The 21,676-nt window shown below is 58.5% G+C and carries 15 protein-coding genes; 13 read left to right on the top strand and 2 right to left on the bottom strand.

What is annotated here, in order from left to right; all coding sequences use genetic code 11:
* The first annotated feature begins 1 nt into the window (after position 1).
* From MELE44368_RS09740 to MELE44368_RS09725, 4 genes are all read left to right on the top strand, one after another.
* Positions 2-1,624 (top strand): alpha/beta hydrolase, encoded by a 1,623-nt coding sequence (locus MELE44368_RS09740; RefSeq protein WP_241566545.1) that lies wholly within the window; start codon positions 2-4, stop codon positions 1,622-1,624.
* Entirely contained in the window at positions 1,621-2,244 is a 624-nt protein-coding gene (locus tag MELE44368_RS09735; protein WP_241566544.1) for a hypothetical protein, read from the top strand. The genes MELE44368_RS09740 and MELE44368_RS09735 overlap by 4 nt, the downstream gene beginning before the upstream one ends.
* Before the next feature lie 149 nt (positions 2,245-2,393).
* A complete protein-coding gene (locus tag MELE44368_RS27025) occupies positions 2,394-2,636 on the top strand; it encodes a hypothetical protein (protein WP_241566543.1) in 243 nt (80 codons plus the stop codon).
* Between the two features lie 494 nt (positions 2,637-3,130).
* Positions 3,131-3,448 carry a DUF732 domain-containing protein gene (locus tag MELE44368_RS09725; protein ID WP_128108286.1) on the top strand — a complete coding sequence of 106 codons (318 nt, stop codon included), beginning with the start codon at positions 3,131-3,133 and terminating at the stop codon, positions 3,446-3,448.
* 179 nt (positions 3,449-3,627) lie between these two features.
* Here MELE44368_RS09725 and MELE44368_RS09720 read toward each other — a convergent pair whose 3' ends face one another.
* On the bottom strand, positions 3,628-4,509 hold the full coding sequence (locus MELE44368_RS09720; RefSeq protein ID WP_128108285.1) for an endonuclease/exonuclease/phosphatase family protein: 882 nt from the start codon (positions 4,507-4,509) through the stop codon (positions 3,628-3,630).
* Between the two features lie 259 nt (positions 4,510-4,768).
* Complete coding sequence (locus MELE44368_RS09715; RefSeq protein WP_306439145.1) at positions 4,769-5,431, bottom strand: arsenate reductase/protein-tyrosine-phosphatase family protein; 663 nt, start codon at positions 5,429-5,431, stop codon at positions 4,769-4,771.
* Between the two features lie 774 nt (positions 5,432-6,205).
* Here MELE44368_RS09715 and MELE44368_RS09710 point away from each other — a divergent pair.
* From MELE44368_RS09710 to MELE44368_RS09670, 9 genes are all read left to right on the top strand, one after another.
* On the top strand, positions 6,206-8,491 hold the full coding sequence (locus MELE44368_RS09710; RefSeq protein ID WP_241566541.1) for a UDP-glucuronate decarboxylase: 2,286 nt from the start codon (positions 6,206-6,208) through the stop codon (positions 8,489-8,491).
* A 24-nt stretch (positions 8,492-8,515) separates the two neighbouring features.
* On the top strand, positions 8,516-10,030 hold the full coding sequence (locus MELE44368_RS09705) for a sugar transferase (RefSeq protein WP_128108283.1): 1,515 nt from the start codon (positions 8,516-8,518) through the stop codon (positions 10,028-10,030).
* 191 nt (positions 10,031-10,221) lie between these two features.
* On the top strand, positions 10,222-11,502 hold the full coding sequence (locus MELE44368_RS09700) for a glycosyltransferase family 4 protein (protein WP_128108457.1): 1,281 nt from the start codon (positions 10,222-10,224) through the stop codon (positions 11,500-11,502).
* 442 nt (positions 11,503-11,944) lie between these two features.
* Entirely contained in the window at positions 11,945-13,000 is a 1,056-nt protein-coding gene (gene gmd, locus MELE44368_RS09695) for a GDP-mannose 4,6-dehydratase (RefSeq protein WP_128108282.1), read from the top strand.
* Positions 12,997-13,974, top strand: a complete 978-nt coding sequence (locus MELE44368_RS09690) for a GDP-L-fucose synthase family protein (protein WP_128108281.1) — start codon at positions 12,997-12,999, stop codon at positions 13,972-13,974. The genes gmd and MELE44368_RS09690 overlap by 4 nt, the downstream gene beginning before the upstream one ends.
* Positions 13,975-14,080: 106 nt before the next feature.
* Entirely contained in the window at positions 14,081-15,253 is a 1,173-nt protein-coding gene (locus MELE44368_RS09685) for a glycosyltransferase family 4 protein (protein ID WP_241566560.1), read from the top strand.
* A complete protein-coding gene (locus tag MELE44368_RS09680) occupies positions 15,231-15,893 on the top strand; it encodes a class I SAM-dependent methyltransferase (RefSeq protein ID WP_164890072.1) in 663 nt (220 codons plus the stop codon). Before MELE44368_RS09685 ends, MELE44368_RS09680 begins: the two co-directional genes overlap by 23 nt.
* A 3,143-nt stretch (positions 15,894-19,036) precedes the next feature.
* The gene (locus MELE44368_RS09675; RefSeq protein WP_128108278.1) at positions 19,037-20,209 is read left to right on the top strand and encodes an O-antigen ligase family protein; all 1,173 of its coding nucleotides are present in this window, start codon (positions 19,037-19,039) and stop codon (positions 20,207-20,209) included.
* Positions 20,210-20,399: 190 nt separating this feature from the next.
* Positions 20,400-21,488 carry a glycosyltransferase family 4 protein gene (locus MELE44368_RS09670; RefSeq protein WP_128108277.1) on the top strand — a complete coding sequence of 363 codons (1,089 nt, stop codon included), beginning with the start codon at positions 20,400-20,402 and terminating at the stop codon, positions 21,486-21,488.
* Positions 21,489-21,676 lie beyond the last annotated feature (188 nt).

The following is a 21,676-nucleotide window of genomic DNA, read 5'->3' as shown; positions in this document are numbered from 1 at the left end:
CGTGACGGTGCTGACGGTCGCCGACATCGATCGGTGGAACGCCGAGTCGGTGCGTCAGGTGTTTCACGCGGCGCAGGCGAGTGCCCAGGCGTCGTTTCACACCGCCGAGGTGCTGGCGTCGCTGCCGGCGTTCGAGAGCTGGGGTGGTGACGCGGCCGACGCCGCGGGGCAGACCAACGACGAGATCCGGCGCGAACTCGAGCTCAACGGCGACGAGAAGCTGGTGGTCGGCCGGGCCGCGGCCAACGCCGCCGACGGCATCGACAAAGTCAAGGCGGATCTGGCGGCGCTGCGCGACGACGCGGAGAGCCTGGGCATGGCGATCGACCCGGTGAGCAACCAGGTGCTGCCCGGCCCGGGCATGGCGGGCGCGTCGCCGATCGAGGCCGAGCTGAAGATGATGCAGCTGCAGCCCCGGCTGGACGCGATCTTGGCGGAGGCCAACCAGGTCGACGACGAGCTCGCCCGCGCGATCGATATGGCCGACGGCGATCTGCCGATCCCGGACTTCTCGCCGGAGGCGGTGGCCGAGCCGCTGCCCGAGGACCCGGAGGAGTTCAACGAGCGCTGGGAGCAGCTGACCGAAGCCGAAAAGGATTGGCTCTACGAGCAGGACCACTTCGTCGGCAACCACCCGGGCATGCCGTTTCTCGACAAGGACAAGTACAACCGGCGCCATCTGGGCGAGCTGATCAGCGACACGCAGGCCGAGATCGACCGGCTGGCGCAGGAGCATCCGGCGTGGGCGGCCGGCGGCAGGCCCGTCAGCCCGAACCCGAATCCGCCGGCCTACCGGGAGTGGAAGCAGCGCTGGGACGCCGCGCACCAGGATATGAACCGCTACAAGGCCGTTCAGGGTGAACTGCAGTCGAGCGACGGTGTGCCGCGGCTGCTCGGGTTGATCGACGACGAGGGCCATGCGGCGGTGTCGATGGGCAACCCCGACACCGCCAAGCGCAACGCGACGTTCGTGCCGGGCACCGGTCAGGACTTGACCCGGCTGGAGTTCAGCGCCGAGAAGTCCGAGCAGATGTATCTGGCCGCGATGCGGGCCGACCCGAACCTGCAGGCCGGTGACGTTTCCGTCACGACGTGGATGGGGTACGACCGGCCGATGAACCTGTTCGAGGCCGCGTCACCGGGATATGCGCGCGACGGCGGCGACGACCTGGCGGCGTTTCAGGCGGGGCTGCGCGCGTCGCATGAGGCGGTGCCGTCGATCGATACGGTGATCGGGCACAGCTACGGCTCGACGTTGATGGGGGCGGCGGCGCTGGACGGTAACCATCTGGACGTGAACAACGTTGTGGCGGTGGGCAGTCCGGGAATCTTGGCCGACCACGCCAGCGACCTGAGTTTGGCGTCGGGGGCCAACGTGTTCGCGTCGCGCGCCGAGAACGACATGATCGGTGTCGCCACCTACGCGACGCTGGGCCCGGACCCGATGAACAGCCGGTTCGGCGGTATCCCGTTCGAGGCGGCGCCGGGGGCAGCGGGCCCGTTCGGCACCCCCACGGTCGACGCGCACAGCAGTTATTGGAGCGCCGGCAACCCGGCGCTGGATAACATGGGCCGCATCATTGCCGGAAGAACTGACGTCACACCGCCGACCTTCACACCATGATGCGCCGAACGCTCGTCACCGCAGCCGCCGCGACACTGCTCGTGGCGGGGGTCGCTGCCTGCGGAAACTCGTCGGACGAGCCAGGTCCACTCGGGCCGCCCACGCCGTCGGGCGCCACCGAGATCCCAGGAGGTCCCATGGAGCAGTTGCCGGTTCCCGCCGATCCGAAGATCCCGACGAGCCAGCAGGAGGCGCAGGACACGGTGCTGCGCTATATGCAGCAGACGATCGACGCGCTGCCGGAGGGCTTCAGCCTGGACGGGACGCGCTACATGGTCGGTGACGGCACGACGTACTGCGAGGACGAGCCCGCCGACCGCAACGCGCCGGTGAAGCTCGAGGACTGGCGGGACATGAAGGTGCCGCCGGACACGGAGGTGAAGGCGTTGATCGCGCAGGTCGGCGGGATCTGGGAAAGCTGGGGTTGGGATGTCCTCGAGCGCGACGGCTTCACCAAGCCGAACCGGTTCGGTTATGCCCCAGACGGTTACGTGCTCCACATCGAGGCCCGGCCCGACCCGACCCAGGCGCCCTCGCTGATCGGGAGCTCCCCGTGCTTCCCCGGCGATCTGCGCCAGGACGACGTCAAGCGGCCGCCGGTGCTGAACCAGAGCGCCTAGCTGCTGTGAGGTAGCTGGTGGTTTGCTGGGAGAAGGTTGTCAAGACTAGGCGGACCGCTGACTCCTGCTCGTGGTTGGGCGTAACGGCGTTGGGCAGCGTTTGACCGCAACATCTCCCGAAGAGGGGAATGCCGATGAGAAGTGGGGCCGTGCGCATCCTGGCTGTCGTCGGTGCTGTGGCGGTTTCGGTGATGGTCGGGCCAGGTGTAGCGTCTGCTGATCCCTACATCGGGAAGAAGTACTCCGATGCCGCAGCGCAGATCGCCAAGCGGAACGGCAAGCCGGTTGTGGCCACCGTGCAGGGGAGTGCGCTGCAGGATGACTGCACCGTCACCAACTGGCACAAGTCGATCTTTCTCGACTCTCGCGGGCGGAACCATCGGAAAGAATGAATACCGGCTCGATCTGAACTACACGAATTCCGTTGCCACCCCGGGTCACCCGGGCAACTCAGCGGTGACCACGGAAGGGACGAAGGCCAAGAAGGAACAAAAGAGGGCGGCCAGTATCAAGGCGCATCCGGAGCAGTGCCAGAAGAGCCAGACCCATGAAGAGCTGTGTCTACTTCTGTAAGAAAACGGGCTTGTGTCAGGCGGAAGCCTCACGATCACCTGGGAGACAGCGTCGATACTGACGGAGGGCGCCAGCTCGGCTGGGACGCGCTTCATGGCCGGCGATCCGTACGGCGTGCTGAGGTGGAGTGGCGTTGTAGCAATACAACGTTCGTTCTAGTGCATCGTGAATCCTCCGGAGAGGAAGCGTTTTCACCGCGAGACCCTTGATATTGGGAAAAATCGGCTGTCGTTAGGTACGGTATCTATTCGGTTGCTCTAACACGTTGCTCTAACACATAGTGCAGAAGCGACTGGGGGAAGCAGGGGGTTAGATGAAATCGACTTTCTTTCGACGTAGCGCAAGCGCAGCGGTAGCAGCTCTTCTAGTGGCGTTCGGCGGCGTTTTGTCCGTCGCGCCTGCACACGCCGGCCAGGACGACGACGAGTTTATTGAGCTACTCGATCTAGAGAGGGTGCCCTTTGCGAACAAAACGGAGGTGATCCGTGCCGCGAAGGATTACTGCCTGAACAAGACCCGGCCGAACGCGAACAAGTGGCGCGTCGCGTTCGCGATAGGTGATGACATGGGGTGGAGCTTGGCTGAGAGTCAAGACTTCGCTAGAGCCGCGGATCGGGCCTACTGCACATAAAGCCATGATAACGGCGGGTCCGAACGCTTCCGCCGCGGATGCACAAACGTTGCAGTTCGCAGGATGACTTGCGGAGCCCGTGGCGGCGCGAGCCCGCCGATTGGTCGCCGAGATTTTGCGTGCGCTGATGAGACGTTTCGGGGAGGTACAGGTACCGGCTCGACTCTCTTCGACGGGCTTTATGGCGCGGTCGGGTCGAGAGGCACTCGAATGCTAGCCAGCAGAGCGCGGTGATCGGAACCTCGGACATCTACCGTGCGAATCGACGAGGCGGCTGCGTTACGGATCAGCACGTGATCGATCACAAGAAGGGGCCCGGGCAATATGTTGGACGGGAAGGTGGGCGCGAAGCCTGCTCCCGTCTGCTTCACCGCATCTCGATAACCATTGGAAAGTAAATCACGAAATTGCCGCATATCCGGTGTGCTGTTGAAGTCGCCGGCGACTACGACCGCGGCGGGTTCGGAGAGTTCGGCGAAATTTTCCAAGTCCCGCTGCGTGTCGACCACCCCCTTTTGCCATGCGTCGAATGAACCTGGCTCGGCCGTGACCGGTGACGTGATGTGTACGCTGGCCACCAGCGGTTTGAACCGCACGCCGGAGACCTCTAGTTTCGCGGCCACCATGTTGGTGTGCTGGCGCTGTGCGAGAGATGCTCCGTCGAGCGGGGTTCGACTCCATAAGCCAATTCCTCCGGCACCTGCCGCCGGTTTCAGTACCGAGAACGGGAATGCCTCCGTGATGCCCGCTGCCTTGAAGCGTTGCACCGCCTCGGGAGTCAACTCCGACACTGCGATCACATCTGCGCTATTCTTCGCGAGTTCCACAAATGGTGATGCCTCAGCCTGCCCTTTACGAAGGTTAGATGAGATTAATCGGATCTCGGCGTATTGCCCGACGTCTGCTGGATCGCCAGCGTAATACCAAAGAGCTTGGGCTGAGACAGCCGCCGCTACGATAGCGACCGCGGCGACCGCTAGGAAAACCTTACGACACAGCAAACAAAGTACGACTCCAAGAAGTGCCAATGCCGGAGTGTATGGGAACGTGACCGCGAGCATGAGCTCGACGACGTTCGACAGATCCTTTGCCCGAGTGAGTAGTGCGGCTATCGCGAATAGCAGAACGGCAATTGCGGTGACCGTTAGGGAAACACGAAGTCTGACGGGCAAAGGACGGCATGTCCTCTCTGCATGCGGGACCTAGGACATACGTTACCCGTCGTCAAGCACCACCCCAGTCATCCGGAACGACGAGCGTGCCCACAGGTGGATCGAACAACCGGCCGATCATAGACTAAAACGTATCCCTTCGGTCGGATTAGCTTGCGGTATTACGCCAAAGCTGAAGTACGGGCGGGAGGAGAGCGTTGATTTCTGAACCGATAAGCGTATGGAACTCCTGGCCTTGGCCGACCGGGTCAGGTATATCCAACATCTCGTCCGTGGGAAGACGGGGCCGAAGTGCCGCGAGATCGTCGAAGGTTCGTGCTTTGAAGTCCGAGACGAGTCGAGCTGCGGAACTAAGTGTGAAGGTCCTACGGAGTTGCCGTGGAGCAACTTCCAAAACAGCGTCGCGGTGAGCCTTCGTCATTGTCAGTACAAGGTCGGCGTCTGCGGCGATCTTGGCTGTGAGCTGTCGTGCAGCAAAGTCGGAAGCATTACCGCCTAGCTGCCGTAGGACGTGGGCGGCATGTGGGTGTATTGGATGACCGACTACCGCGCGCACCCCGGCGCTTGACGCGCTAAATCCCGAGATCTCCAGTCGCCTGGCGTGGGCTACGGCAAGTCGTTCCGCCAACGGGGAGCGACAGATGTTTCCAGTGCAAACGAAAAGTACTAGCAGTGCAACTCCTCGGGGTGCCTCAAACGACTTCCGAGGGCAGTGAACCGGCACACCGGCTCCGGCGTCAACACCGAGGCTTGCTACCGGGACAGACCCTGATGTAGTCGGAGGATCGCGCGTGCGTTGGGTGATCGGCATATCGGAGCCGCATCCGAACGGCAGAGTAAAGTTCGTAGGCTCATCTGCGGTGCTGCGTCGCTAAGCGTGACTGAATCCGCACCACCAGTCGACATCGCTGCCGGCTTTGGGGCGCCGCCAACGCGGTGGCGACGAGGTCAGATCCTAACTCGTCGTAGTACCCGACCTTTGACCGCTTCAGAATAGGAACGGCACGCATCCCTTCGCGATGCGATCGGTAAGGCCGCGGGGATTTTTGGGGTATGTGATGGGGCGCCGTTGCCGCCGGCTATCACAGAAGTGGAACGCTGCTATTGACATCCTGGTAAGTTCAGTCCGAGCGCTGAGCCCAGCTAACCCAATAATTCGCCGTCAGCTGCCACCGCGGTAAGCGGTATGGCTAAGCACCCGCGCCCTCGTATCGGACCCTACCGGCGCTCGTACGGTCATCAGCAGCGGAGTTTCTGGAATGACGGTTACGTTAATTTTACGAGAGCTTGGTGAATCATAGGGAAACCCCTGATACCTCCGGCCAGCTTCAGTTAATATGCTGTTTGTCTAGCTGGGAACGGCGAGAAGGCGGGTTAGAACCGCATTGCGGGTTTGCATGTGTGGGCCGTCCAATCGCAAGTACTCAGCGACACAGCCGTAACGGACGGCTACGGGGCGGGTTCACGCGTGCTGCACCAGTGGCGTCGACGTTGTAACGGCTGATACACGGGGCCGCGATTGGTTGAGGCGGATTCAGGGGGAAGTATGGGGCGGCGGGCAGTAATTACCGGGGGCGCAGGATTTGTGGGCTCTCACCTCGCGGAACGACTGCTAGCACACGACATCGATGTGGTGTGCATCGACAACTTCGTCACTGGTAGCCCGGACAACGTTGCCCACTTGCAGGGGCGTGACGGCTTTCGGCTCATGAAGGTCGATGTCAGCGACTATTTGTCGATCCCGGGACCGGTTGACTACGTTTTACATTTCGCCTCTCCGGCCTCACCGGTGGACTACGCAGAGCTACCGATCGAGACCATGAAGGCCGGGTCGCTCGGGACACTGCACACACTCGGGTTGGCGAAGGAAAAGGGTGCACGGTACCTATTGGCTTCGACGTCGGAAACGTACGGCGATCCCCTCGTGCATCCCCAACCTGAGAGCTACTGGGGAAATGTAAATCCGGTTGGTCCGCGTGCGTGCTACGACGAGGCGAAGCGCTTTGCCGAGGCGCTAACTCATTCGTACCGCATGAAGCATGGTGTTGACACCGCGATCATGCGCATATTCAACACATACGGTCCGCGGATGAGGCCAAATGACGGTCGGGCAATTCCTAATTTCATCTGTCAGGCGCTGGCTGGTGCCCCTCTCACTGTTCACGGCGACGGCAGCCAGACGCGGTCGGTGTGCCACGTGGACGACCTCGTAGAAGGGGCAGTGCGGCTGTTGTTCTCCGATCTGTCAGGTCCAGTCAATATCGGTAATCCGCACGAGATGACTGTTCTGGAGTTAGCAACTCTCATCCGCGAACTCACCGGATCCGACGCTCCAGTGGAATTCATTAATCGTCCGCAGGACGATCCGTCTCAGCGCCAACCTGACATTGGGCTCGCCCGCACAGAACTTCATTGGGAGCCTAAGGTAGATGTGCGAGATGGTCTGTTAGAAACCATCGACTGGTTCCGCAACACTACCGCGGGCCCATCGCGGGTTGGATCGTCGGCACTTCAGAAGGTGCATCAAAAGCAGGAGTCTTCACGCCACAAAGTGGCCGTGATTGGCACCGGCTACGTCGGAGCGGTTACGTCTACCTGTTTGGCATCGTTGGGACATATCGTTTGCGGCCTCGACGCAGATTCGGCGCGTGCTGGTCAGCTCAACAATGGACAGGCGCCCTTCCATGAGCCCGGACTCCCAGAGATGTTGACAGCAATGTTGTCAACGGGTCGCCTGCGGTTCACCGATTGCCCCGCCGAGGCGTTGTCAGACGCGGAGTTCGTCTTTCTTTGCGTCGGAACGCCTCCGGGTCCCGATGGATCACCAGACCTCACCCAGCTTGAAAGCGCGATCCATTCCTTGGCTCCCTATCTGCTTGCCGACGCGGTGATCGTCAACAAATCAACGGTTCCGGTCGGGTCAGGGAACTGGACACGGACCATTCTCGAGGACGCGTTGGAGGGTAATCGAGAGTTGTCCTTCCACGTCGTTTCGAACCCCGAGTTCTTGCGCGAGGGAAGTGCAATCGACGACTTCCTTTACCCAGATCGGATTGTGTTGGGCGGCGCCATTCAGGACGTCACCCGCGTGGCCGAGCTATATCAGCCCGTTCTCGACCAGTCATTCGACGGTGGGCGGCCCAACGTCAAACCGTCGCTCATCACAACCGAACTTGCATCCGCGGAAATGATCAAATATGCCGCTAATGCTTTTCTGGCGACGAAGATTAGTTTCGCCAACGAGATGGCACAACTGTGTGAACTTTTCGGTGCCGACGCCCGCGAGGTGCTTCCCGCCATCGGCGCCGACCATCGGGTTGGTACCGCGTTTCTCAATCCTGGTGTGGGCTGGGGTGGTTCGTGTTTCGGTAAGGATATCGCGGCGCTGACTTCGACGGGCCAGGAGTATGGTTACATGCCTTCGATCCTGCAGGCCACCGTCGAAGTCAACAAGTTGCAGCGTGCGAGCGCGATACGCAAGCTCCAGCGCGAATTGCACATCTTGAAGGGTCGCCGAATTGCATTGCTTGGCTTGACTTTCAAGCCAGGGACGGATGATCTTCGCGATGCTCCAGCGCTAGACATAGCGGGACGGCTGTTGGCTGCCGGCGCTGTTGTTTCAGCCTTCGACCCGGTACTTAAAGCGCTGCCCGAAGAGTTCGATACGGTCCGACTCACGTCCGATGTTTACGATGCGGCTGACCGCGCTGACGCAGTGGTAGTGGTGACGGAGTGGCCGGAATTCCGCGAAATCGATCCGGCGCGCCTGCATCGTGTTATGCGCGGCGATCTTGTCTTGGATGGCCGAAACTGCTTGCCGGGGACGAGCTTCGCGGAGTCGGGTCTGCGCTTGGTGGGCTTCGGCTGGTAACTGCGTTCAAATACTGGGGGAAAAATGACCATTGAGGCGACGCCTCCGAAAGCGACTGTGGCGCCGGGCACGCGCCTGGTCGCGACACGTCCCGCGTCGGAAGTAGTGTTGGGCGGGGGAACTTCGCAGGCGCCGCAACGAATAACAGATAAACTCAAGCCATGCCCCGAGGCGCCCCAGCTCGCCAGGCGACATCGCAACCTTCTACAGGGCGCGGATTTGGCTACTCTGACTGGTTCGGCGGTCCTTGGTGCCGTGGCGCTCAGCCAGATAAGCCCAGTGCGTGCAGGAGATCTCGGGCTCCGAGAGATCGTTCTAGCCGTAGTTGCGATGGTTGTGACACTGCACCTGCACGGTTTATACCGGCGGCCAGCTTCTCGGTTGAGGCCCAGCGGATGGTGGCGACCCATGGTGGTTGCCCGTTGCGTACCGACGGCTGCGTTGGTCACCCTCGCTGGCGGCGCAATTTTTCTCGAAAGTGGCCGAATGACCTTGACAGCTGCGGTGGCAATGACCTTGCCTGCCGTTGCGCTGGTCCCGTTCGGCCGGCGGATGGTGGTGCGGTTTTTCGACCCGACGGTGACTCGTATTTTAATCATCGGGACGGGGCCGATCACCGATCGATTGACCTCGAGGTTGCGACGGTGTCCGGATACAGTCGTTGTCGGTCACGTTGACGACAACGTGGCAACGGGCACTAACGTGCTCGGCGAGCTGTCCGATCTATCGTCTGTGTGCGCTGCCAACAACATCGATCGCGTTATTGTCGCCTTTCCGAATACTAGTGACGCGATCGTGCTCGAAGCGCTGCGTCAGCTTCAAGGCCAGGTGCCGGTATCGGAAATTCCCCGCTACTTTGAGTTGCACAACTGGCGTAGCGAAGCGGAGGAGTTGCATGGCTTGACGCTGATGCATTTGCCCACCGTGTCCTTAGCAGCAAGTGAGCGAATGTTGAAGCGGTTCATGGATGTAACGCTTGCGACTCTGGCATTGGTGGTCGCTTCGCCCGTTATGCTCATTGTCGCACTAGCGATCAAGCTGGACAGTCCAGGACCGGTGTTTTTCCGTCAGGAGCGAGGCGGCCAGGCCGGGAAGCCATTTCGAATTTTCAAGTTCCGCTCGATGACCGCTGATGCGTGGGAGCGGCGCAATACGGTCGCACAGCACAACGAAGTAGATGGACCACTGTTCAAGATGGCCGATGACCCCCGCGTTACTCGCGTTGGCGCGTTCATCCGTAAAACAAGCCTTGACGAGTTGCCTCAGCTCATCAACGTGGTACGCGGTGAGATGTCATTGGTCGGCCCGCGGCCCTTGCCGACCGAGGAGTGCGATCGCATTGATGGTGCCGCGCTAGCTCGCCTCGATGTCAAGCCGGGTATCACCGGACTCTGGCAGGTTTGTGGCCGTAGCGACCTGACGTATGCAGATCTCCAGCATTTAGACTCCGCCTATGTGCGGTCTTGGTCCCTAATGTGGGATCTCCGGATCATCGCGCAGACACCAAAGGTCGTGTTCGGACGCAGTGGCGCCTACTGAGACCGATATTGGCATCGATCTACAGCCTGGTCACGGCACCACATACCAAGTCCTACACACCCCGCCGCTTGGGCGATTGGTCACGACCATTTGTCGGTCAGCATGAGTTCGATTGTCTGCCATCTCAGGATTCTGAGAAATTTCCGTCTGAACGAAATCGCTGGATTGATGCATACCGCCGGAGGTTTGTAATGTCATGTCGTGCGCGGGAACGAATTTCGATACTGAGTCTGCACTACCCGCCAGATGCGACGGGTGTGGCGCCATATGCCGGCGCATTGGCAGCGGGTCTCAGCCGCCGGGCACATCGCGTAACGGCATACGTTGCACACCCCTTTTATCCTGAGTGGAAGATTCGGCCAGGCTACGGACAATGGAAGACAACCGAGAACATTGCGGGAGTCACTGTTCATCGGCTCCGGCACTACGTCCCACGCCCTCCTCGAGGAATGCGGCGGGTCCTGTCTGAGCTCAGTTTGGGGGTGAGACTATTTTTCCGAAACGTTAGTTCTGCCTCGGTCGCCGTGGCCGTCTCGCCGGCGCTTTTTGCGACGGCACTCGTGGTATTGCGGCTGCGACTAACCCCATGGCGGCCACGCCTCGTCGTTTGGGTCCAGGACATTTACACGCTCGGAATGGTCGAAACCAAAGAGGGAGGGGGTGTCGCTGTAACCATTACAAAGCTGGTTGAACGATTTGTACTTCGTTCAGCTGATCGGGTCGTCGCGATCCACCCCAGATTTGCCGATTACCTAAGTCAAGACGTAGGCATCGAACGTGATCGAATTACTGTCATCCGCAACTGGACTCATCTCGAACCGGCGCCTGAAGTCTCGAAGGCTGATGCGCGAGCGCGGCTCTCGTGGCCAACGGACACCTTGTTGGCGGTGCACACGGGCAATATGGGTGCAAAGCAGGGCCTTGAGAACGTAGTCGAAGCGGCACGGCTGGCCGATGAGAAGCAGGCGCCGATCAAGTTCGTACTAGTAGGGGACGGAGGTGAACGAGCGCGATTAGAACAGTTGGCGCGGGGAATTCGCCGGATTGAGTTCATCGACCCTCTCAGCGAAGCTGACTATAGGAGCGCGCTTGCCGCGGCCGACTGCCTCCTGGTGAATGAGCTGCCTGGTGTCGCCACAATGGCCGTGCCCAGCAAGCTCACCTCTTATTTTGACGCAGCGCGCCCGATAGTCGCCGCTACCGACCCAAACGGTATTACCGCAGGAGAGATCGAGGAGTCACGGGCTGGCGTCGTGGTGCCTTCCGGCGACCCGCAAATGCTTCTTGACACCGCTCTTACATTGCTGGATGACGGTGATAAGGCAGAACGATATGGTGCGGCGGGTCGTCGCTATCGTATGGAGGTGTTGAATGCGGATGCTGCCATTGAGGCATTTTGTCGAGTCATCGACGAAGTCGTGAGTGAACCCGCGGTAAATATCTCAAGGCGGCGCAAGGGTGCCTTCAGGTGACCGGTGATGCATCTGCCTCCGCTGCGGGGGTGTTCTCGTATGTACTATCCAAATTCCAAGCCGTCGGTGCTGCGCTATCGATGGGCCGTGGCTTTCGCGCCCTGCAAATCGGAGGGTGGCAGCACTCCTATGGGCGGACAGCATCTCGCATCGAAGGTCTCAACGCGCAGGCTGCAATTGGCAACTGGGTCGACGCTGCCTTGGTGCAGGTCGAGGCCGGCCACTGGCTCGCGGATCGCCGCGGTTTCAGGGCCATTGGTGACTGCAGACCTTCATCGGGCAGGCGGGCTTTTGTCCCGTTGGATGCTTCGTCGAGTCGCCAAGTTGGGTACTGTCAAGAGACAGTCCGATTGGCGATGCGGAGGAGCTACTGGCCCGCCGTCGGTAGGGTGCTTAATCGACTGCGGGGCGGCACTGCCGCTGGCAACGGGGGAAGGTATTTATGACGAAACGTGCCTTGATTACTGGCATTACCGGTCAGGATGGCTCGTACTTGGCGGAGCTATTGCTGAACAAGGGCTATGAGGTACATGGGGTCATCCGCCGAGCCTCTACTTTCAATACCTCGCGCATCGATCATTTGTACGTTGACCCTCATTCACCGGATGCAAGATTGTTTTTGCACTACGGAGACCTCAGTGACGGTGCACGCTTGGTGACGCTCCTCGCCGATATTAAGCCGGCTGAGGTGTACAACCTAGCCGCGCAGTCTCATGTGCGCGTGTCGTTCGACGAGCCCGAACACACAGCAGACACTACTGGGACTGGAACTATTCGGATGCTAGAGGCGGTCCGACTCTCGGGCATAGAAACTCGCTTTTACCAAGCATCGTCCTCCGAACTGTACGGGACGACGCCGTCGCCGCAGGACGAGAACACCCCGTTCGCGCCCTGTTCACCGTACGCGGCCGCCAAGCTCTATAGCTACTGGATTACCAGAAACTATCGTGAGGCCTACGGGATTTTCGCTGCCAACGGCATCTTGTTTAATCACGAATCACCCCGCCGTGGCGAAACGTTCGTCACCCGCAAGATCACTCGTGCAGTCGCAGCGATCAAGGCCGGTAAGCAGGAGTGCCTCTATATGGGCAATCTCGATGCCGTGCGGGATTGGGGTTACGCTCCGGAATATGTCGAGGGAATGTGGCGAATGCTGCAAGCTGATGAACCCGACGACTATGTCCTTTCAACGGGCGTGGGAATCACCGTGCGAGAATTCCTTGAGATTGCATTCGCGCATGCCGGCCTCAATTGGGAAGATCACGTCCGGTTCGATGAGCGCTACCTTCGCCCCACGGAGGTCGATTCGCTCATCGGCGACTCAACACGCGCCCGCACCAAACTCGGCTGGCAACCCACCGTCAACGGACGCGACCTTGCGCGCCTGATGGTAGACGCTGATGTCGAGGCTCTCGAAAATGCGGGTAGGCCGTGGATCGACACGGTGCAACTGGACACTTGGGAAACGCCGACAGTTCGTGGGGCAGTCGCGGGATGACCACTGGCGTAGGCTTCACACCGGCTGCGCTCGACCGTGGGGCAACATTTTATGTCGCAGGGCACCGTGGGTTGGTCGGCTCGGCAATTGTCCGCAGACTTCTGGCCGCGGGGTTCACGAATATCGTTGGTAAGACGTCAGCGGAACTTGACCTCAAGATTCGTAGCGAGGTTTTCGACTTCTTCATTGAAACCAAGCCGAGGTACGTCGTGCTGGCCGCGGCGAAGGTTGGTGGAATCTTCGCGAACAACACCTACCCCGTGGACTTCTTAAGCGAAAACTTGCGCATTCAGTGCAATGTCCTCGACGCAGCTCGTGAAGTCGAAGTTGAGCGCCTACTGTTTCTCGGGTCTTCTTGCATCTACCCAAAGTTCGCGAAGCAGCCCATCCGCGAGGACTCTCTGCTCACCGGCCATCTTGAGCCGACGAACGACGCATATGCGATCGCCAAAATCGCGGGCATCTTGCACGTTCAAGCTGTGCGCCGCCAGTATGGCTTGCCGTGGATTTCGGCGATGCCGACGAACCTCTACGGGCCCAATGACAATTTTTCACCGACGGATTCGCATGTTTTGCCCGCACTGATTCGACGCTATGACGAGGCGGTAGCGTCCGGTGCAGCGTCAGTTACCAATTGGGGAACTGGTTCGCCAAGACGTGAGTTCCTGTATTCAGACGACATGGCTGATGCGTGCCTGCACCTCCTAGAGCATTATGACGGTCCCGAACAGGTGAATGTCGGCAGTGGTACGGATGTCACGATACGAGAGGCCGCTGAAACAGTCGCATCGGTGGTCGGCTTCGTGGGTGAGACGCGGTGGGACGCTTCAAAGCCCGATGGGACCCCGCAGAAGCTCCTAGATGTATCTAAACTTGCCCGAATGGGCTGGGTGCCGACAATCGACTTGCGGGAGGGATTAGAGCGCACAGTGGCGTGGTACCGCGAGCATGTCGCTTCGCTGCGTAGCACTTAGTCAGGGCACTGCTAACGGGTTCTGATGAGTCGTAACGGGCTTCTTGGAATGGTCCCGTACAGGGAGTGAGAATTTGTTAGACGCAAACTTCACGAGAGCGAGCAAAATGCGGCCAGAACCCAAGCAGACTGGTCGACTCCGCGTAGTATTCGTCAGTCACGCATATAACGAGCCGGGCAGAATTACACCTTTTGCTTCACTCGGCAGGCGGGTTGACTTGACCCTTGTGGGTCCACGAGAGAACACTAATGGAGCGCTGCAACCCCCGGGGGATGATGAAGCACACTTGCTCGATGTAATTCCACTTCCTGCAGTACAATTGGGCCGGTCGCAATTTCTTTTGCGCGGTCTCTTAAAGACTCTCCGGTCTACAAAGCCGGACATCGTGTGCGTGGATTATGACGCCTGGCATGTGCAGTTCGTACAGGTAGCGCTTAACCTACTTGCCGCACGGTCTCGCGCGCGCATCATCCTCATTGTCAAAAAGAATACTTTTCGTGCCCCGAATTCGTTGCTAGGCAGGGGTAAGCGCCTGATTGCTCGGTGGGGTATACGCAGGACTAGCGCGATCATTGCCGCGAGTGAGATAACGCGGGACCTCTACATTCGGGTGCTCGGCGCACGAGAGTCTTCGGTCTACGTTCAGCCTCACCTTCCGATAGATGTTTCGCGTTTCCATCCGGTGGAGGCAACTGCTGGTCAGAAAGAGTTGCGGGTCGGTTTCGTTGGCAAAATCGGCACCACGAAAGGCGTACCGGAGTTGCTAGCCGCATTTGAACAGGTTCGTGAGCGTAGTGAGGTTCCAATCGAGTTGTGGCTCGCCGGGAGAATCACCGACCCGGTTACTCAAGCAGCAATTATGTCGGCGGATGATGTACATCATGTCGGAGCCATCAATAATGACGATCTACATCTGTTCATGGCTGATATCGACCTGTTTGTCATGCCTGCGCGCGTGCTGCCCGATCATCAGGAGCACGACGGCCGCGCAGTTCTCGAAGCGATGTCATCGGGCGTGCCCTGCGTAGTCAGCGACAGCGGTATTCTCCCGGAAATCGTGTCGAACGGGGAAGGTAGAGTTTTTCCCGCAGGGAATACGGCGCGGCTCGCGGATTGCCTGCAGGAACTTATTGCTTCCCCCGAACTTCGGCGTGCTCTCGGCAGGGGGGCCCGGCAACGCGCAGTGGCGACAGTGAGCCCAGACGTTCTCAGCGATGCGAGGGTCGCTGTTTTTGACGAGACCATGGAGGTACGCCGTGAGCGCGCAAAGTCCCGATGAAAACGTTGGCTACGCGGCCCGAAAGAATTATCTGGCGGAGGATGTAGTCCAAAACTATATGCGGAACCGCTTCAGCGGCGTCCTGGGACGGTATCGGTACCGGCGTGAACAGCGCGCAGTCAACAGTTTAATCGCTCAGATACCGAAGTCCGAGGTACAAGACATATTGGACTGTCCGACTGGGCTTGGACGGTGGCTGCCCAACCTTGCGGTGTTACAACCGGATCGAATCGTGGCGGTCGATGCGTCCCCCACGATGCTCAAAAAGGCGAGAACAGTTTCGGTCGGAGGTATAAGGATTGAGTTCCAGGAGGGCATTGCAGAACAACTCCCATTTGAGGATCGTACCTTTGACCTCGCTTTCTGCCACGCATTGTTGAAGCACCTTCCTGAGTCAGCAAAATTAGAGGTAATTAGGGAGCTCGCCAGGGTCACATCAAGGTACGTCATCGTGACTGCATCTGTCAGACGCGGTCTGCCGGGCTTCATTCGCCAGTTCCGAAGCGCGAATGGCGGCGTGGCGGTTTCGCAGCAATGGATCCAACGTTCGGTAAAAAACGCGAGCCTGCGAATTATCGACGCACGAAAAGCGACCACTCCCATCGGCGTTGAGTACTCGTATTTGCTGGAGAAAATTTGACGATGCGGGGCCGCATGCAGCGAGGCGGTTTCCTGAAGGCAGACGGTGTAAGCCGCGCGACTTACGTCCAACACGTCAAGGTCACCGGTCGTCCGGTCCACGCGCAAAGCTCCCGCGGTTTTCGGGGTTCAATTCGACATAAGGGCACGCATCCGTTGCCACCTCTGGCAAGTGTTGGGGATTCTAGAATCATCGGTGTTCTGCATCGAAAATTATCGATTATCTGAGGACGCCCACCCATGCGTCGAGCGCGTCGTCTCTTTTCGTCAATCGGGGGCAGAAAGCTTGCCGGCTCCGGCCTACGAAAGCTAATAGGCTTCGGAGCATCCGTTCTGCTGCTTGCAGCAGCAGCTTTGGTCTTGATTCCTGCGATGATCGCAGCAAGTGGAGCTGCAGCCTGGGGGTCGATAGCGCTCGGACAGGCTGTTGGCGCCATCTCCGCGGTGGCCGTCCTCTACGGTTGGGGCTGGTACGGCCCGGCGAGAATTGCCCGAGCTCCCGCGGGGGTGAGGCGAGCCGAATACCTTGAATCCGTATATACGCGGCTATTACTTGCACTCCCAGCTTCGGCAACAGCTGCAGTTGTCGCCTATCTGCTCGCTCCCGGTACGCCACATTTCGCGGCCGTGGGCGCGGTTTCCATGACCAGTGTGGGTCTCACCGCGCAATGGTATTTCGTGGGCCTCGCTCGCCCCCTTCCATTCCTGGTGTTAGAAACAATCCCACGTGTGACAGGAATTTTGTTAGGCGTAGCTCTAATGCAGATAGGGCATAGCGCCGTGGTGGGACCTATGAGTATGGCCGCAGGAATGTTCGCGGGGTTTACTTGTTCATCGGTTTGGATTGTTCTCGAGACAACGCGAAATGGCGCGGAGGTGATTCGGCTTCGCAGGCCAACCGAGATCCTCGTACTCAACCGCCACGGCATGATTTCAGCCTTGGGCGGTGCGGCATACAATGCGGCTCCCCTTGCCATAGTTTCTTTAATTGCGCCCGGTATTCAACCAGTGTTTGCGCTGGCAGACAAGGTAATTCGGCAGATCCACGCTGTGGCAATACCCGCAGTGGTTGTTCTGCAGGGTTGGGTCCCCCGGGGAAGTGATTCAACTCGCGTCCGGCGCGCAAATATCGCCCTGGCAGGCGCGGGTAGTTTCGCCCTCCTCCTGTTTGCGATGACGTTGATAGTGGCGCCTCATCTTATTGACTGGTTGGGAAAAGAACATGTGTCAGTGTCGTGGCCCGGAATTCTATTGATTTCATTATGTGTTTCGGTAGGCTTTTTTGAAGCCACACTCGCGCGCGCCGCGTTGGCCACCTTTGGACGCCTTCAGGTGGTCGCAAAGGCTGTCATTATAGGCTCCGCAGTGGGGTTGCCTTTGGTTAGCCTGGGGGCAGCCTCAGCTAGCGTGCCTATGGCTCTGGGCGGGGTTCTTACTGGATTGGGCGGGTGTGTCGTTATCGAGCTAGTCGATTACGTGAGAGTCGTGGCTCGTGCAACCTCGCCGTCGGAGTGAACCGACCGTAGAATTTCGGACGATGGACTAGCTGCAAATTACTTAACAGATCACCGAGTATTACGCCAAACCCAACACATAATTAATTGTGCACCTGGCGTTGTCACGGTCACCGGCCGGCATCCTAAATTGGGGGTTTTCTTTATGGATGGCTAGCGCCTGTTGATAAAGTTCGATGCAAGGTTTCATATCTGCGGGGTCTGGCAGCTTGGGTTTGGCAATTTCTGCGGCCCAGACTGTCGCTGCCGAGGCCGATAGCGCCACAAGCATCGGAATTCCAATCCACCTGGCGTAGGTGCCTGTTGCGTTGAGACCGGAGCTCGCTCGCGACTCCGCTGAAATCGTCTTTCCAGTAGAATCAAGACGCCGAAGTGTAAGGCCGTAAACGATTAAGAAGAGGCCGGCGAGCAAACTCGTCACGGTTAACGCGAGCGCCACGACACCGGGCAATCTGATTATGCTCCGCCAGAGCCTGATTATTACGAGGAGATTTACGGCGAGAACGGAAACACCCAACAGCATTGGAAGCGCAGAGATAAGCCGTAGCTGTGTGCTTTCCCTCGCCGACGTGATCTCCCGGGAAGGCTCGGTGTCAGTCGCAGTTCGAGCAGCCTTCTGCGGCTGCGCGTCGTTGGCGTTGTCGTCTGGGACGTCGTGATCAATCCCTGCGTGGTTTGGCACACCGCCATGCTAATACCCGAAGCGGATATTTGGAGCATTGCGTCGTAGTTTCATACTTGCCGGCAGGGTGTGTGTTGCGAGGAGGGCTCCGGACACACAAAATTTGAGGCTCTGGCCCTGGTACGGACATTTAATTCCGGTAGAGAGCCCGGAAGTTCTCCTTTGTCGTGTAGACGTCGAAGGAACTTCTAAGCATTCCAATGCCGTGTGACCGATTCGGGCGGCGACCACTTTGGCGACTCAGGTCCGGGACGTCTGTCAGTGCCCGTCTGCACGCGGAAACTATGTCACCCGTTACCAAGGTCGCGATAGCGGGCTGCCCTGGAGCGGCTACGTTGTGGTGCGCCGACGTCGTTTGCCAAAGTGGCGCCTGCTAGCCGTGGATGAATCGCGCCTTCCCTACGAGAATGTAGGGCCTGGGGTGCTTAGCCGGCGTGGGTCGGCAGCATGCGACTAGGCCTCAAGACTCTAGATGGTCGCAAGAGCCAGATAAACCATCAACCCCCAAGAAAGGACTCGAACCCCGTTCATCAGACAAGAAACGGGCCCGGAATCGCACTAGCTAAAGGCGACCCAGGTATCGGCCGCTGCACAGCAACGAGACAGCGTCTAGTTTCTGCTGTCAGTAACAACCCGATGCGATCCAATTTCCCTGGCGGGACGCCCAGCACCCTTAGGGCGATCGCTTTAGACGTCTGGAGCGTTACCAATCGCCTGTCATAGCGCGACTGCCTGGTGCAGACTAGCGGTGTCCGAGTCACCGAAGAGACACGGAAACCGTTGAGCCACGGAAGGATGGTCGTGAATCAAGCTACGGTCCTTGCTTCAGGTGCAAGTAGGAACCGATTTTCGGTGAGCAAGGGCGTACCGCGGACTGCTAGCCAGATTTTGGCATATTGCGCTGCCCTCACGAGCACATGGACCGGCGTACGAATTGCAGGTGTCAACGTGGCTGACTACCTGCTCGTTGCGGGGGTGTTTTTCGCGATATTGGTCTCCGTGCACAACGGTCGCAGACTTCCGATATATGCGTGGGCGGTGCTCCCGCCCTTTGTCCTTCTTCTTATAGCCTTGGTCGGGTCCGTCGTGCGCGGAGACCCATTGAGAGCGACTCGAACCCCTTCCCAATGGAGAGAGTGGGTAGTAGGTAATGCGGTTGGGGCTGAGCAGGGCGGTGCATTACCGTTAATAGCGCGGATGGCATTTTCTATAACTGCCGTAGCAATAATCGTGGCTTCTGCGGCAGAGAATAGCGAGAATGCAAAGGTTATTGTCGAAAAGATCATACGCTTTTGGGCAATTGGCGCAGCTATTAGTGCAACTTATGGAGTGGTCGAATTAAACGTATTTGGTAAGGGCTCTTTTTTAAGCCATCTTCCATTTTTGTATCACGTTGTGTCCGACACCAGAGCTACCGGTTTGGCGAATCACCCCAATTCTTTCGGGCAAACGATTGCAAATACGCTACCCATGCTGATCTACCTGGTAGGAGCAACCCGAAAATATGTGAAGGTTGGCATGGTCTTGGCGCTACCTATCTCTATGTACGCGATATACCTCAGTGGCTCGCGTGGTGCCCTGTTTTGTGGTGCCGTAATAGCCGTCGTGACGTTGGCGTTCCTCGGGGTCTTCGCAAAGCGGATCCACCTTTGGGTGCCGCCCATGCTGGCCTTCTCGGCGGCACTTGCGATCATTTTTGTGCCCATCATCTTGGACAGCTCTAGATTTTTCAGCAAGTCGGGACAGATATCGAACGCTGCGCGGATAGCAAACCTTGAACGAGGCATCGACCTACTCGGTACGAACCCACTATTCGGCGCTGGTGTAGGAAGCTGGAATGGGGAAATGGTTCCTCTAATAGTTCTAACGTCGGGTGGAGTGTTCTATTTTATCGTTTTCTATACATGCCTAACTCGGCCACTATTGGTGCGGCCACGTTCGACCCGGGGGGTGTTTGTGCCGATACTTGTCATCTCAGCTATAGGCGTGCTCGGCTTTGGGCTACTTAACAACGGGATAGTCGAACGGTATTTGTATTGGCCGTTCGCGGCTCTTTTCGCATTGAGCCTTGCGCACCGTTCCCGCATCGATGCTGATGGAGTCGACGATCGATCTCGTTGAGGCCGGCTGGCTGTGGTGGGTTCGAGATGTTTCCTCTTGGCGTCGTTGAGCGGCACCGATTAGCCAGCTCGATCGTCGCGAGGTTTCTATATTTTTCGTGGCACAGAATGGATGGCATTCAGGGGCTTATCGGCCTCACCTATTTCGATTTGGCGCGCGCCCCCTGCGCCGATAAGGAGGTTCCGACCTTTTGAAAGTTGCATTCGACCACCGAATTTTTTCAATGCAGCGATATGGTGGTGTTTCCCGCTATATTTTCGAGCTAGCGAGCCGCCTGCCGTCCGACGCCGTGTCAGAAGTACGTATCGTCGCGCCCGTTTACATAAATAACTATTTAATGGCTGATTCAGCGCGCCGTTTTGGACAGGGAAGGTACGTGCACGCAGATTTTGCCGGTATTAGACATATGGTCGGGGTTGCGAATCGCATTGCGCAGCCAATCGCTTGGTCGAGCACGAATGCGGATATCGTACACGAGACCTATTACTCTATGGTGCCTGTGGGCAAGGGCCGACGGCGAGTGATAACTGTCCACGACATGATCCACGAGTTATTTTTGCCCAACGCTAAGCGTGTAATCGCCTCCAAGCGTGCCGCCGTGAATCGTGCTGACCATATAATCTGCATCTCTGAAACCACACGGCGTGATCTTATTAATCTTTACGGCATAGATGCGGCACAAACCAGTGTTGTACACCTTGGTTATTCACTTACGAGTGAAATCAAGGATGCAGAGGAGCGAGGGTCCCGGCAAAGACCATCGCTTCTCTACGTGGGTCACCGTGGTGGTTATAAGAATTTCAGCACGGTGCTGCAGGCCTTTAGCAGTTCTCCGACATTACGACAGTTCGACCTGGTAGCTTTCGGCGGTCATCCGCTGCAGCTTGACGAGCGTAAAGAGATTGAACGATTGGGTATAGCCGACCGTGTGCGCTATGAATGTGGATCCGACCGAAAGTTGGCAGAGTGCTATCGAACAGCGGCTGCATTCGTCTACCCATCGAAATACGAAGGCTTCGGCATTCCTCCGCTCGAAGCGATGAGCCACGGATGCCCGGTAGTGTGCAGTCGCGGAGGCTCAATTCCCGAAATAGTAGGAGACGCTGGCGCCTATTTTGATCCCTGCGATGCAGAAGAACTAAGATCGACACTGGAGCTCGTTGTGACGACGGAGAGTTTGCAAGCCGATTTGCGGGTGCGCGGGTTCGCACGTATATCTGCGTTTTCATGGGACCGATGCGCCGCGGAAACGGCACAAGTTTATCGTGACATTTTGTGATCTAAGGCGCCGTACTGTAGTCAGGCCGCTTCACGCACGATCTCACAGTCGTTGAATGGCTGGGGAATATGCCTACGGGATATGCGGGTAAGTCCCGTGGAGTGGTGGGGTTTCGGGGCTGAGGAGCACCGCGCTGGCTAGCCTCGATTTTTCATCGGACTTGATGTCGGCTCAGTTTGATGGTGAAT

It is taken from the genome of Mycolicibacterium elephantis DSM 44368 (genome assembly GCF_004014805.1).
GTDB lineage: Bacteria > Actinomycetota > Actinomycetes > Mycobacteriales > Mycobacteriaceae > Mycobacterium > Mycobacterium elephantis.
Note: the sequence above shows the minus strand (reverse complement) of the source record. Positions and strands in the feature narration are given on the sequence as shown.